This is a genomic window from Fictibacillus sp. NRS-1165 (assembly GCF_050468105.1).
Lineage (GTDB): Bacteria > Bacillota > Bacilli > Bacillales > Fictibacillaceae > Fictibacillus_C > Fictibacillus_C terrinigri.
The window spans coordinates 1-12,468 of sequence record NZ_JBDPNU010000023.1; the positions used below are offsets into that span (position 1 = coordinate 1).

Below are 12,468 nucleotides of genomic sequence, written 5' to 3' on the forward strand. Positions count from 1 at the left end.
TTGTCTACAAGCTGAAAGGACCTGAATATCAGGTCCTTTTTTCGCGGTTTTCGAATTCTTCTTTGACCGCCTTTAGAAGTTTTGGATCTGTCAAAAGATCAAAGCCGGTCAAAGCCAGTGATTTTGCGCCGATCAGCATGCCTTCATAGCCCTGCTCTGAATTTGCCGCAGCACAGAATTCCTTCGTATGGAGATTGTGAAGGCCATCCGTAATCTTAATGTAGGGATGGATGGACGGTACAATCTGGCTCACATTTCCTAAATCAAGCGAGCCATGATCATTTCCTGTTTCAATGTCCTCAAGCGGAATGCCCAGTGATACAAGATTGTTAGTGAATGCATCAGACATGGCTGTGTTTGTCAGAAGATTAGCGTATCCGAGCTCATAATGAGAGAAGTCCCATTCACAGCCTGTTCCCAATGCCGCTCCAGCAGCACAATCCTTCACTCTTCTTACAAGGTCTGGCAACTGTTCAACCGTAGATGCACGAACATAAAATTTAGCCTGTGTCCGATCGGGTATCACATTCGGAACAGTTCCGCCCTGAGTGATCACCCCATGGATCCGGACATTAGGGGTTACTTGCTGTCTTAGTGCATTCACATTGTTAAACAATGAAATCACCGCATCTAAAGCGTTGATTCCCTCATGAGGAGATGCTGCAGCGTGAGCCGACTTTCCCTTAAAATCAAATTGCAAAGCTTCCATTGCCATGCTGGATCCACTTCTCTCATAAGATTTGTATGGATGGCACATGAGTGCAGCGTCTGTTCGGCTGAAATAACCCTTTTCAGCCAAGGCAACCTTAGCTCCGCCAGTCTCTTCTGCAGGGGTACCGTAAACAAGCACTTTGCCTCCGGTTGCGGTGACCACCCGGCTCAGCGCAATCCCGGCAGCCGTACTCATTGTTCCGATCAAATTATGGCCGCACGCATGGCCAATCTCGGGCAGGGCATCATATTCTGCTAAGAAGCTGATGGAAGGTCCGGGTCTTCCACTGTCATACACCGCAATAAATGCCGTTTCCATTCCATCAATGTTCTGCTCGACCACAAAACCGAAAGATGCTAATGTCTCGATGAGTTTATAAGATGACTGATGCTCATCATAGCCGAGCTCCGGATGCTCCCAAATGTATCGGGCGACATCTTTAAAAAGAGTATAATTGCCATCCAGAAAAGCTGTAATGGATTCTTTCATTCAATAACCTCCTGTAAAGTTCCTATTATATATGTATGAAAAAAAGCCCTTCACTGATGTGATGGGCTGCTATCTTGGTTATTCTGCAGTTTCAGCTTCATTAGGAAGCACTGCACCGATAATCAAAATAAATACGGCAAAGACCACGCCGAAGGTTGAAGCTTTTGCGAAGTCGAATGCTCCGCCCTGCATGGAAGCCAGTACGTAAAATGCCATGTTGCTTAAAAGTAATGACCAGATTAATGTCCAGAAATAGCGCATTTAGTTCACCTCAGCTTTGTGTAAACGAGTTCTTCTCATGATATAGTAACAAATAATTAATGTTTTGTCTTTAATTGTTTTAGGAAATCCTGCAAGAATAGGCATATCCCTTCTCCTCTTTCACAGAACGGACATAGAATAAGTAAGAAAACTTTGGATGAGGGGAGAAAAGTGAGTATCGAAGAGAGATCTTTCAGCCTAGATGGACAATGGAATACAATACATCTTCCTGAACAGCCAAACGGTTTTGCTGTCATGATATTCGGAGACTGCAATCATTTTGTTGATAATCATACAAGTTTATGGAAACAGAACAGTGAACGTTTCACGCTCATCCAAACACTGATGAAAATGGGCTACACTGTTTTTTATTCTCATTTATACGGCCGCAATTGGGGAAATCCTGAGGCCGTCAATCTTGCCAGAAGAGTCTATCGCTATGTGTTGAAGTATGAGGTTCTAAATCCTAAAATTCATATTCTTGCTGAAGGGATGGGCTCATTAACGGCCATTGACTTTATCAATGATATGGACGGGTATATCCGCTCAGCCATATTAATTAATCCTTGCTTGGATTTAAAAGGGCATTTTCAGCAAGAGAAGCAGAACAAATTGTTCTTAAAACGAATCCGTAAAGAAATCAGCCAGGCTTACCGAGTTGAAATTGAACAGATCGATGGACTGTTGGAGAAGGAGATGTCCCGTTTCACGTTAAAACGAAATGTGCCGATCAACATCTTTCATGATGCAACCGGTTCGGTGTACCCATTAAAAGTGCACGGAAGGCCGTTTGAAAATTCATGTCTTGAAAAAGGGTTCTACGTAACGCTAACCATACAGATGCCGGGAAAAAGTGCTGAACGGTATACTGCTATCCCTAAATTTTTCAGCCGCTTCGAGTCCATCCTGTAACGTTAGGCTGCAGGTTTTTTTAATTCATAGCATGGCGCTTCCGCTTTTCTTAAGATGCATACTCCGTAAGATGAAAAATACGATATAGAGAAGGAAAAAGAACGGAGGATTGTTCATGAAGCGAGCACTCGTTACAGGAGCAGCAGGCTTTATCGGCTCTCACTTATGCACCAGGCTTTTAGAGGATGAAATAGAAGTCATCGGGATCGATGGGTCTCCAACAACCGAAAAGTTAGACTATATAGGAAGAAATGCAAATTTTGAATTGATCAATGAAAGAATTGAACAAGTAGATTTATCAAAGTTAATGCACAGAGTGGATGTAATCTTTCACCTGGCCTGTGGAATTCAGCCTAATGAACAATGGAAAGATATTGAGGCTAAAGTAAAGGAGCACGTTCATTACTTGAGACTTCTTGCCCAAGCCATAGAGGGCGGGAAAAAGAAATTCGTCTTTTCCTCTTCATATGATGTGTATGGAAAAAAAACTGGCGAAGTGACAGAGAACTCTGCTGCGAATCCTGAAACGATGTATGGCTTGATAAAGCTTACAGAAGAAAATTATATTCGGATGGCAGCTGCTAAAAAGCAGTTCCCATATGTGATCCTCAGATTCCCAACAGTATATGGCCCATGGCAGCCTGAGGAAATGACATTCCAGCAGATCATTAATGCGGATGAAGGGGAGCGCAAAATCAGGACATTAAAAAAAGATTCCGTAACAGAGGATGCCATATACGTCGAAGATGCAGTTCAAGCTTTATGTCTGGCTGCAGAACATGAGAGCAGAAATGTCATCTATAACATCGGAAGCGGAACAAGCGGGGAATGGCGCAAAGGATTAAAGCTTTTATCGGTAAGAGATGATGAAATCCCGCATGAAAAGAGAAACATGGTAGTGCTTGGAGAGAAGGCGGCTAAAGAACTTGGCTTCCGCTCAGGTGTAAAAATAGAAGAGGGATTGGAAAAACAGATCCAGCACAGCAAACAAAGGCTGAAAAATAGGTTCAAGGCTTAAAAAGGGAAAATATGTTTTCCCTTTTTTTATTTATTCTTTATACTATTAAAGGGGATATCCGGCAAGCGAGGAAATGGGAGTGAACGTTTGAAATGCAGATAAAAGTTTTGCTCCTGGCGGCTTGTATACTGTTAGGTCTCACAGGATGCCAAGAAAAATCTTCACAGAATCTTCAAAACACAGGGCTCCTGATTCAGGATACGATCAATGACCAGGGCTGGGGTGACAAAGGATACAAAGGCCTTTTAAAGATTCAGGATACATATGGGAATGAAGTTTTTTATAAAGAGAAAATAGAAACAAAAAGCCAGGTGCTTAAAGCAGTAAAAGGGTTTCAAAAGAAAAAGGTTAATCTCGTGTTTGGGCACGGTCAAATTTATGCGGATATCTTTGACCAGATCAGCGGTGATTATCCCAAGATGCACTTTGTCAGCTTCAATGGTAAAGTCCACGGAGAAAACGTAACTAGCATTCATTTCAACTCATATGGAATGGGTTTTTTCGCTGGAATGGCGGCAGCGAAAATGAGCCGTACCGATCATCTCGGTGTGATTGCAGCCCAGGATTGGCAGCCTGAAATCAACGGTTTTATCGAAGGGGCGAAATATCAAAAGCCGAGGATCAAAGTGGATAAGCATGTGATTCACAGCTGGAGGGATGAGCAAAAGGCAATCAGTTCCTTCCGGAAGATGAAGGCTGCCGGCGCAGATGTTTTTTATCCTGCAGGAGACGGATTTACCATCCCTGTTATAGAGGAAGTAAAAAACAATGCGCTGTACGCCGTTGGTTATGTTTCTGATCAATCCGATCTTGGCCGTGCTACTGTGCTGACAAGTACGGTTCAAAATGTAGAATATGTATATGGATATATCGCTGATCAATTTAATGAAGGCCGTCTGAAATCCGGTAACCTGCAATACGGTTTTAAAGAAAAAGCCATTTCTTTGGGCAGATTCAGCCCGCTAGTGCCTGCATCTTTTGAAAAAAAATTAAAACAGGACATTAATGAGTACAAAAAAACCGGAAAACTCCCCAATGGAAAAATCATGAAGGAACATGTACTGGAGGATGAACAATGAATCAGGAACTCAACATGAAATTTATGCAGATTGCGATGAAGCACCTGCCGGAAGGAAAAGAGCTTTTGGAGAAAAAAGGGATGGAGCTTTCCATGGAAGACATCCAGCCGATGCTGAATCTTCTCCTCAAAGTGATGAATGACGCTTATGAATTGGGTAAACAAGATCAATAATACAGAAAAGGAGCCAACTGGTTGGCTCCTCTACTTTTTCTTAAAGGCGTTCAAAAGCGGAGATACTTGCTGTGCCACTTTAACGGTCTGGTCGATAACAGCCATCAGCTTGTTATAATCAAAGGCTCCGTCGTTCGTCCGGAATGCACTTAACAAAGGATTGGGGCGCTGAAAGGGCTGGCGGTAAGCCATCGGTATAAATGGCGGCGGTTCACTAGGAGGCTGTTCCCTTGTTTGCCGCGGAGGAGGAAAAGGGCTTCTAGCATGCATCATCGGCGGCCTGGACCGCCTAGGTGAAGGATGCCCATAGCGAGGATCATTCACATGTACCACTCCTGTTTTTCAGACTGATTACATCTCTCTCTAGGATATGCCTCAACATTCGGTTGGTATCTTGTCCCGGGAATCTCGGGGACTGGACAAAAAACAAAAAATACCTTACATTGGTACCAGGTCTTAAAAATTGATACTAAGAAATCATATAAAAATAAACCAAAGGGGTAATGACATGAATGCTGGAATAATAGGCTTAGGTGCTTATGTCCCTGAAAAAGTGTTAACAAATTTTGATTTGGAAAAAATGGTAGATACAAGTGATGAATGGATTCGCACACGAACAGGAATAGAAGAGCGCAGGATAGCAGCTGACGATGTTAATACATCTCACATGTCTGAACATGCGGCAAGAGAGGCATTGAAGGACGCCGAATTGAATGCGGAAGACATCGATTTGATTGTCGTTGCGACGGTTACACCGGATAATCCGTTTCCTTCTGTTGCCTGTCTGATCCAGGAACGCCTTGGTGCTGTAAACGCTGTTTCGATGGATATTAGTGCAGCATGCTCCGGATTCATGTATGGAATGGTCATCGCCAAACAATTCATTGAATCGGGCACGTATAAAAATGTGCTTGTCGTAGGTGCTGAAAAACTGTCCAAAATCACAGACTGGAGCGACAGGAACACTGCCGTGCTTTTCGGTGACGGAGCAGGAGCTGCTGTCATGTCCAAAGTATCAGAAGGCAGAGGAATCCTTTCCTTTGAACTCGGTTCTGACGGAAGAGGAGCAAAACACCTTTATCAGGATGAATATCTCTTTATGAATGGCCGGGAAGTCTTTAAATTTGCTGTCCGCCAAATGGGTGAGTCATCAATGAACGTGGTTGAAAAGGCTGGCTTAACCAAAGATGATGTTGATTACCTTATTCCGCATCAAGCCAACATACGGATCATGGAAGCGTCAAGGCAGCGTCTGGAGCTTCCAAAAGAGAAGATGGCGGTTACCGTCAACAAATATGGAAATACTTCATCTGCTTCCATCCCAATGGCTATTTCTGATGCGTTGAAAGATGGTAAGATAAAAGATGATGATCTGTTAGTCCTCGTTGGATTTGGAGGCGGCCTTACATGGGGTGCTGTCGCGCTTCGCTGGGGCAGGTAATAGCTAACTATTCTTCAAAGGAGAGTTGATTGATAATGAAAAGACGCGTAGTAATTACAGGAATGGGAGCCATTTCTCCCCTTGGAAATAGTGTTGAAGAAACTTGGAACCGTATTATTGCAGGTGAATCCGGAGTAGGCCCATTAACCCGCAGGGACGCTGAGAAGTTTCCGGTAAAAGTAGCAGCAGAAGCGACTGAATTCGATCCTCAGGAATTTATGGACCGCAAAGATGCAAGGAAGATGGACCGTTTCACCCAGTTCGCGGTAGCTGCTTCCAAAATGGCAGTAGCTGATGCAAATCTTGACATTACCGATGAGATCGCTCCTCGGGTTGGAGTGTGGATTGGTTCAGGGATTGGCGGAATGGATACGCATGAAGAACAGTTCCGTGTATTTGAGAAAAAAGGCTACAGAAGGGTCAGTCCGTTCTTTGTGCCGATGATGATTCCCGACATGGCTGCCGGCCAGGTTTCCATCATCCTTGGGGCAAAAGGAATGAACTCTTGTACGGTTACCGCCTGTGCATCAGGTGCAAACTCCATTGGCGACGCATTTAAAGTCATCCAGCGCGGAGATGCTGATGCCATGATCTGCGGGGGTACAGAAGCACCGATCACAGATATGGCACTTGCAGGTTTCTGCCAGGCCGGGGCACTTTCCTACAATGAGGATCCTGCAACGGCAAGCCGCCCTTTTGATGCGAACCGCAGCGGTTTTGTCATCGGAGAGGGTGCGGGTATACTTATTCTTGAAGATCTGGAGTTCGCACAAAAACGCGGAGCAAAAATATATGCAGAAATCGTAGGCTACGCGGGCACTGGGGATGCTCATCATATCACCGCACCAGCTCCAGGCGGAGAAGGCGGTGTGAGAGCGATGGCACAGGCGGTAGAGGACAGCGGCCTCTCAAAAGAAGACATCGACTACATCAATGCACATGGAACAAGCACAGACTATAACGATAAGTTTGAAACGATGGCGATTAAAGAAGTATTTGGCGAGCATGCCTACAAAGTGGCAGTCAGCTCTACAAAATCAATGACGGGGCATCTTTTGGGAGCTGCTGGTGGTATTGAAGCCATCTTCTCAGTAAAAGCCATTAATGAAGGAATTATTCCACCTACGATTAACTATGAAACTCCAGATCCAGAGTGTGACCTCGACTACGTTCCTAACGAAGCGAGAAAAGCAGAAGTTAACGCCGTTCTCAGCAACTCTTTAGGATTCGGCGGGCACAACGCAACCCTGATCTTTAAAAAATATAGTGAGTAATAGTACAAAATGATGGTTGTTTTTATCAACCATCATTTTTGTTGAAAGTACAAAATGATGGCTGTTTTTATCAACCATCATTTTTGTGAAAGTACAAAATGACGGCTGGTTTACAGCCACCAGTTCTGTGTATAGTAAAAAACCCCTGGTTGATTTATTAACCAGGGTTTTTGTCCTTGATGAAGGGATAATTATTCCCAGCCCAAAGAATAAATTGGACAACCTATGACTATACTGTTTTTAACAAAACGGTTAAGCGAGGGGTTGCAGATGTTATATTTACGAGATGTTTGGGTGAATTGGTTTGAAGGTGAAGAAAACGGCTATAACGTTTGTGAGTTCCATGAGTGGAGGAAGGATGATTTCATTGAACTGCTGGATCAAGTTCCTATCGTAAAAATCGACTCGTCACTCTTTCATTATATTGAAAATGAACTTAGCGATCTTCCGGATTCTCTTTTAGATGAAGTCCACCAAAAAGCATACGTAAGAAAAAACAACCAGAGAGTGCAGCTTGATCATTGTTTTATTATTACGGATGAGAAGAAAACCATGGTGATCGACACGATGGGCTACCGCATTCCGATCCGTAAAAGCCGTTTGATTCCTAGACAGGAGCAGCTCGTTTATGAAATGGCCGAACAAATGGAGACCGCCACTTATACATTCAAACCGGAAATCAGAGAAAAAGAGCATCATATCCTCTCACCCGAACCCATCATCATGCGAGGGCTCACACGAAAAGAAAGGCAGTTAAAGCAGCTCCTGTTTATGGTACTGGACCAGCTACATACAACGAAAAATGTAGCAGAAGTCAGGTATTGGTATACGGAGTGGATGCCGGAGAACTACATGGCAATCCAGAGGATGGAATTTGAAGAGGCGTGGGAAGCTCTCTATTCTGAAATTAAAGACGGCTGGAGCGATCAGCATTACGCGATCTGTGAACGATTAGTAAAAGGGCAGCCTTATTTCGAGAAAATCTGGGAGCTTGAGAACGGAACACATGTAAACTAAAAATGAGCAGCAAAAGGAGACTCTCGTCATCAAGAGAGTCTCCTTTAGTTTGCATGGTAGGAGGGGAATCCAGGCATAGGGGAGCTGTGAGAATTTTCAGTTAGGATCAATAATCTGGGGTTACGCTCAATTCACATGGGATTTTGCTCAATTATTAAGAGTTAGCTCAATTAAGTCCGATTTTCCCCTCTAAAGTTCACCCAATACAAAAAACCTCCACTTGCAGTGGAGGTTTCACAATGAAATCCCAAATTACACACGCTTTCTTGCCAAGCCCATCGCGCGTTCAGCTTTATTGAGCATTTTGTTGGCTGCCCTGTTCGCTTTTTCAGCACCCTGATCAAGGATCTGGTCCAGTTCATCAGATTCAATGAGACTGTAGTAACGGTCTTGAATGGGTTTTAATCGTTCGACAATCGCTTTGGCTGTGCCTTCTTTAAATTCTCCATAACCTTTACCTTCATATTTGCTCTCTAACTCGGAAATGGATTCTCCCGAGCAAAGAGAGTAGATGGTTAGGAGGTTTGAGATCCCCGGCTTATTCTCTTTATCAAATTTCACAACTCCCTCAGAATCGGTTGTTGCGCGTTTGATCTTTTTCGTGATCGCTGCTTCATCATCCAGTATTGAAATGAAGGCATTGATGTTTGGATCGGACTTGCTCATTTTTTTTACCGGGTCAACAAGGGACATGATTCTTGCTCCCACCTTAGGGATTCGAGGCTCTGGGATCGTGAAGATTTCACGGTATTTCTTATTAAACCGTTCGGCAAGATCTCTTGTCAGTTCAATATGCTGTTTCTGATCGTCTCCTACTGGAACAAGCTCAGTGCCATAAAGCAGGATATCTGCAGCCATAAGCGGCGGATACGTCAACAATCCTGCAGAAACAGCATCTTTTCCTTTGGATTTGTCTTTGAATTGGGTCATTCGCTCGAGTTCGCCGATATAGGAGATACACTGCAAGATCCATCCCATTTTCGCGTGGGCCGGAACATCCGACTGAATGAAAAGGGTAGACTTCTCTGGATCAATACCTACTGCGAGGTACAATGCGGCAAGGCCTCTGATGTTCTTTTTCAGCTGCACCGGATCCTGAGGGACGGTAATCGCATGCTGGTTAACCACACAGAAATAGCAGTGGTTATCCTCCTGATAGTCGACAAAGTGCTGTAATGCTCCTAAATAGTTGCCGAGTGTGATCGTTCCACTCGGCTGTATGCCTGAAAATATCGTTGCCATAAAACATCCTGCTCCTTTACATTTTACTTTGAAAATCAATACAAAAAGGCCCATTCATCCCGTTAAAAGGGACGAATGGACCGCGGTGCCACCCTTAATTATTCATAAAGAATCACTTAGACCCGTACGATCATACGGTGCCCATTCTATCGTGCGGACAAACACGCCTGTTCCTACTGAAAAGTTCAGACAGGAGCTCAAAAGCCCATTCCATGTTCATCCACTGCCTGGTTCCACCAAATCCAGGCTCTCTGAAAGCTTCAAGAACATGTACTTTTCTTTTTCATCGCCGTAAATCATTTAATTAAAAACAGTATATAAAAGTTATGCAAGAATTGCAACAAGACAACTCAGCAGGAACATGAAAAAACCGGATGCGAGAAGCGGAAACACAAGATCGCCGGATATTCGCTCCGAAAGTTCGAAGTTGGAGTGCGCTTCTTGGCTGTCAGCATATTCTGCCGATTTAGAAAAACTTTTTAGTACTTTTCTAAAGGCCCTGGAAAAGAGATCGAAAAATCCTCCTTTAACAACAAACAATGCAAGCCCGATAATAATTAGTGCCAGTGAAACCATGAATAGATTATTGATTAAATGAATGAAATGAACTTTCTTCTCAGATACAAACTCTATGGCAAGGGCGAGCAATATAGATCCCGCGGTCAATAACCAAGTCGAAGGCAAGCGTGACATCAAATTTCTCCTATCTTTAAATACAAGTTGTTTTATACATATTACCATGAAAACCTGGAAGTGAAGCAATACTTTATACCCAGTGACAAATGTTCCTTTTAGGCATTTGGTGTGCTTTTAGTTGCAATTTTGCCGGAAAACAGCAACCGATGTGGGGTAATAAAGGAGGATAGACTTCTGTTTTTTTTGGAAATTAATGTATTAAAAACAGAAAGAAAACGACGGACGAAGCAGGGACTTTATACCTATCTTTTGTTAATAAAACGTAAATATTATGGGCTTTTTGTAAAAGTCGTAAAAAAAAGTATATGCATAATAGTTAGAAAACTTGTATAATACGGTTGTGGGCAAAATGTCTGATAATTCGAGAAGCTTTGGTCCACTAATTAGGTAAACAGAAAAAGGGGAGGTCAATCTATGAAGAAGACAAAGTGGTCGCTACTTCTGACGATCGTGCTCGTATTGAGCGTCTTCCTTTCTGCGTGCAGCGGAAAGAGCGATTCAGATGGCAAAGAGAAAGCCAGCGGCACAACTGATGGTGAAGGTTCAAAAGAAAAGGTTCTTAACCTTTTGGAAACTTCTGAGATCCCGTACCTTGATAATATCATGGCGGATGACTCTGTATCTCTAAACGTTGCAAACAACGTTTACGAAGGTCTTTACACATTAGATGATAAAGATCAGCCTGTACCAGCAGGAATTACTGGTGAGCCTGAAGAAAAAGACGGCGGGAAAACATGGGTATTCAAACTGCGTGATGACGCAGTCTGGAGCAATGGTGAAAAGGTAACGGCAAATGACTATGTATTTGCTTGGAGAAAAGCAGTAGCGAAAGAAACAGCTACTCAATACTCTTTCATCTACCAAGTAGCAGGCATCTTGAATGCTGATAAAATCCTTAACCCTGAAGACAAAATGTACAACAAAACAGATCAGCTTGGTGTTAAAGCGATCGACGATCATACTCTAGAAGTTAAATTCTCTGGTGATACCAGTGCAAAACCATACTTGAAAGCGGTTCTTTCATTCCCTACTTTCTATCCGCAAAACGAAAAATTCGTTAAAGAGCAAGGTAAAGAGTTTGCTCTTGAAGCAGACAAAGCACTTTACAACGGGCCTTACACCCTTACTAAATGGGAGCATGAAAAAGGCTGGGTAATGAAAAAGAATGAAAAGTATTGGGACAAGAAGAACGTTAAAGTTGACACAATCAACACTAACGTAGTTAAAGAAGAAGCTACGCGCATCAACCTGTTTGAAACTGGAAAAGCAGACCGCACTTCCATTTCTGCAGAGTACGTTGACCAATACAAAGACAAGAAAGACATCTTCAGCACAGTTCCTGAATCAACAGTTTTCTTCCTTCGTATGAACCAAAAGAACAAAGCTTTGGCTAATGAAAACATCCGTCATGCTATAGACATGGGCTGGGATAAAAAACAGCTTACTGATGTTCTTTTGAACAACGGTTCAGTACCAGCATTCTTCTTAGTACCTTCCAAATTTGTTAACGGTCCAGACGGAGCTGACTTCCGTGAGAAAAACGGAGATCTTAACAAAGGCGATGCTGCAAAAGCAAAAGAATACTGGGAAAAAGGCTTAAAAGAGCTTGGAACGAAAAAAGTTGATCTTACACTGCTTAACTATGACAGCGATACTGCACAAAAGGATGCTCAATTCATCAAAAACCAACTTGAGAAGAACCTTCCTGGTCTATCTCTAAAAATTAAGCCACAGCCGTTTAAGCAAAAACTTAAACTTGAAGAAAAATTAGATTATGACATTTCTTATGCTGGCTGGGGTCCTGACTATCCAGATCCAATGACTTTCGTAGATATGTTCATTACTGGCGGATCTCACAACGAAATGAACTACTCTAACAAGAAGTATGATGAGCTAATCAAAAAAGCATCAGCTGAAACTGATCTTCAAAAGCGCTGGGATATGATGCAAGAGGCTGAAAAAATCTTGATCGAAGAAGATGCAGCGATCAGCCCAATGTACCAACGCGGATTGGCGTTCATCACAAAATCTAACATCAAAAACATCCACAACCACTCATTTGGTGGAGATTACAGCTACAAACACTGGGATGTTCAGTAAAAATTTGGTTAAATAGCTATACGCGGAGAGTATATGTCAGTAAGCCATATACTC

At 43.0% G+C, this 12,468-nt stretch carries 13 protein-coding genes and 1 other annotated feature; of the genes, 8 read left to right on the forward strand and 5 right to left on the reverse strand.

All coding sequences use genetic code 11. From position 1 onward, the window contains the following. Window positions 1–28: 28 nt before the first annotated feature. Entirely contained in the window at window positions 29–1,201 is a 1,173-nt protein-coding gene (locus ABHN01_RS09680) for a M20 family metallopeptidase (RefSeq protein WP_429875367.1), read from the reverse strand. A gap of 78 nt (window positions 1,202–1,279) precedes the next feature. After that, the gene (locus tag ABHN01_RS09685; protein WP_290399813.1) at window positions 1,280–1,462 is read right to left on the reverse strand and encodes a YjzD family protein; all 183 of its coding nucleotides are present in this window, start codon (window positions 1,460–1,462) and stop codon (window positions 1,280–1,282) included. Between the two features lie 171 nt (window positions 1,463–1,633). On the opposite strand from ABHN01_RS09685, the gene ABHN01_RS09690 reads away from it, so the two are divergent. From ABHN01_RS09690 to ABHN01_RS09705, 4 genes are all read left to right on the forward strand, one after another. After that, window positions 1,634–2,374 carry an alpha/beta hydrolase gene (locus ABHN01_RS09690; protein ID WP_429875368.1) on the forward strand — a complete coding sequence of 247 codons (741 nt, stop codon included), beginning with the start codon at window positions 1,634–1,636 and terminating at the stop codon, window positions 2,372–2,374. A 115-nt stretch (window positions 2,375–2,489) separates the two neighbouring features. Next, on the forward strand, window positions 2,490–3,392 hold the full coding sequence (locus ABHN01_RS09695; RefSeq protein WP_429875369.1) for an NAD-dependent epimerase/dehydratase family protein: 903 nt from the start codon (window positions 2,490–2,492) through the stop codon (window positions 3,390–3,392). A 92-nt stretch (window positions 3,393–3,484) separates the two neighbouring features. Then, complete coding sequence (locus ABHN01_RS09700; protein WP_429875370.1) at window positions 3,485–4,471, forward strand: BMP family ABC transporter substrate-binding protein; 987 nt, start codon at window positions 3,485–3,487, stop codon at window positions 4,469–4,471. Beyond that, complete coding sequence (locus tag ABHN01_RS09705; protein WP_290399809.1) at window positions 4,468–4,644, forward strand: ComZ family protein; 177 nt, start codon at window positions 4,468–4,470, stop codon at window positions 4,642–4,644. The genes ABHN01_RS09700 and ABHN01_RS09705 overlap by 4 nt, the downstream gene beginning before the upstream one ends. Window positions 4,645–4,674: 30 nt before the next feature. Here the strand turns inward: ABHN01_RS09705 and ABHN01_RS09710 are convergent, their stop codons facing one another. Continuing rightward, window positions 4,675–4,968, reverse strand: coding sequence for a YppG family protein (locus ABHN01_RS09710; protein ID WP_290399808.1), 294 nt, complete (start codon window positions 4,966–4,968; stop codon window positions 4,675–4,677). Window positions 4,969–5,152: 184 nt separating this feature from the next. Here ABHN01_RS09710 and ABHN01_RS09715 point away from each other — a divergent pair, with 184 nt between their 5' ends. The 3 genes from ABHN01_RS09715 (at window position 5,153) to ABHN01_RS09725 (ending at window position 8,376) form a co-directional block, all read left to right on the forward strand. Next, on the forward strand, window positions 5,153–6,085 hold the full coding sequence (locus ABHN01_RS09715; protein WP_429875371.1) for a beta-ketoacyl-ACP synthase III: 933 nt from the start codon (window positions 5,153–5,155) through the stop codon (window positions 6,083–6,085). A gap of 32 nt (window positions 6,086–6,117) precedes the next feature. Further along, window positions 6,118–7,359, forward strand: a complete 1,242-nt coding sequence (gene fabF / locus ABHN01_RS09720) for a beta-ketoacyl-ACP synthase II (protein ID WP_429875431.1) — start codon at window positions 6,118–6,120, stop codon at window positions 7,357–7,359. Between the two features lie 270 nt (window positions 7,360–7,629). Continuing rightward, window positions 7,630–8,376, forward strand: coding sequence for a YjbA family protein (locus ABHN01_RS09725; RefSeq protein WP_290399806.1), 747 nt, complete (start codon window positions 7,630–7,632; stop codon window positions 8,374–8,376). A gap of 252 nt (window positions 8,377–8,628) precedes the next feature. Here ABHN01_RS09725 and trpS read toward each other — a convergent pair whose 3' ends face one another. Then, entirely contained in the window at window positions 8,629–9,618 is a 990-nt protein-coding gene (gene trpS / locus ABHN01_RS09730; protein WP_429875372.1) for a tryptophan--tRNA ligase, read from the reverse strand. A 64-nt stretch (window positions 9,619–9,682) separates the two neighbouring features. Then, window positions 9,683–9,914: a binding site (T-box leader), on the reverse strand. A 28-nt stretch (window positions 9,915–9,942) separates the two neighbouring features. Continuing rightward, window positions 9,943–10,311, reverse strand: a complete 369-nt coding sequence (locus tag ABHN01_RS09735) for a DUF3899 domain-containing protein (RefSeq protein ID WP_429875373.1) — start codon at window positions 10,309–10,311, stop codon at window positions 9,943–9,945. A gap of 417 nt (window positions 10,312–10,728) precedes the next feature. On the opposite strand from ABHN01_RS09735, the gene ABHN01_RS09740 reads away from it, so the two are divergent. Then, on the forward strand, window positions 10,729–12,414 hold the full coding sequence (locus ABHN01_RS09740; protein WP_429875374.1) for a peptide ABC transporter substrate-binding protein: 1,686 nt from the start codon (window positions 10,729–10,731) through the stop codon (window positions 12,412–12,414). The last annotated feature ends 54 nt before the right edge of the window (window positions 12,415–12,468 follow it).

Bases quoted from the DNA above. Each gene is read 5' to 3' on its own strand.
- ABHN01_RS09680 (WP_429875367.1), bottom strand. From the start codon at position 1,201: ATGAAAGAATCCATTACAGCTTTTCTGGATGGCAATTATACTCTTTTT.
- ABHN01_RS09685 (WP_290399813.1), bottom strand. From the start codon at position 1,462: ATGCGCTATTTCTGGACATTAATCTGGTCATTACTTTTAAGCAACATG.
- ABHN01_RS09695 (WP_429875369.1), top strand. From the start codon at position 2,490: ATGAAGCGAGCACTCGTTACAGGAGCAGCAGGCTTTATCGGCTCTCAC.
- ABHN01_RS09700 (WP_429875370.1), top strand. From the start codon at position 3,485: ATGCAGATAAAAGTTTTGCTCCTGGCGGCTTGTATACTGTTAGGTCTC.
- ABHN01_RS09705 (WP_290399809.1), top strand. From the start codon at position 4,468: ATGAATCAGGAACTCAACATGAAATTTATGCAGATTGCGATGAAGCAC.
- ABHN01_RS09715 (WP_429875371.1), top strand. From the start codon at position 5,153: ATGAATGCTGGAATAATAGGCTTAGGTGCTTATGTCCCTGAAAAAGTG.
- ABHN01_RS09725 (WP_290399806.1), top strand. From the start codon at position 7,630: ATGTTATATTTACGAGATGTTTGGGTGAATTGGTTTGAAGGTGAAGAA.
- trpS (WP_429875372.1), bottom strand. From the start codon at position 9,618: ATGGCAACGATATTTTCAGGCATACAGCCGAGTGGAACGATCACACTC.
- ABHN01_RS09735 (WP_429875373.1), bottom strand. From the start codon at position 10,311: ATGTCACGCTTGCCTTCGACTTGGTTATTGACCGCGGGATCTATATTG.
- ABHN01_RS09740 (WP_429875374.1), top strand. From the start codon at position 10,729: ATGAAGAAGACAAAGTGGTCGCTACTTCTGACGATCGTGCTCGTATTG.